This window comes from Vibrio sp. 1641, assembly GCF_033339995.1.
Classification (GTDB): domain Bacteria; phylum Pseudomonadota; class Gammaproteobacteria; order Enterobacterales; family Vibrionaceae; genus Vibrio; species Vibrio alginolyticus.
Genome location: NZ_JAWOVP010000302.1, coordinates 1 through 611 on the forward strand (window position 1 = coordinate 1; position 611 = coordinate 611).

1 protein-coding gene is annotated in these 611 nt (G+C 47.0%); it reads right to left on the reverse strand.

Going from position 1 to position 611, the window contains the following annotated elements; genetic code table 11:
- A partial coding sequence (locus R7Z47_RS25655; RefSeq protein WP_318130867.1) for an ammonia-forming cytochrome c nitrite reductase subunit c552 occupies positions 1–611 on the reverse strand: 611 nt, incomplete at both ends.

Here is a 611-nt window from a genome sequence, read left to right on the forward strand (position 1 = left end):
ATATCTTGGAGAATCGGCTTCATTTCTTTTTCCGTTGCTCCTGCTTTCCATGCTTCTCCAGCTTCAAAATGCGCCGCGACAATTTGCTTCTCGGCGGTTAATTTCATGTTCAACACCTGCGCTTTGCGTGACGACACGATGTTACGTAGCTGCTCTTTGGTTTGAGTATGGCACTGCGCACATGTGTCTTCGAAGCGGTCGAAAGGATTGCCTACTTTATGATCGGTATAAACGGTACCATCTTCTTTTGTCACCTTCGGCATATGGCAATCGACGCAAACCACTTTGTTTTTGCCGTGAATCCCTTCACGCCAAGTCTCGAAGCCAGGGTGCTGTGCTTTTAGCATCGGTGCTTTAGAAACGGCGTGAGTCCAATCTTTAAAGTCCAACGCATCGTAATACTTCTCCATGTCACCGACCGTCGTACCCATATCCCAAGGGAATTTCACCGCTTTCGTTGGTTCTGTAAAGTAGTATTCGACATGGCACTGAGCACACACAGACGCTTGTTTATCAAGGCGCGACTGCTCATCAAAGTTTTTTCCAATTACATCGAATGCTCGCTCAACATAAGGTCTGGTTAGTGCTAGTTCTGGCTCGCCTTGGTTAAA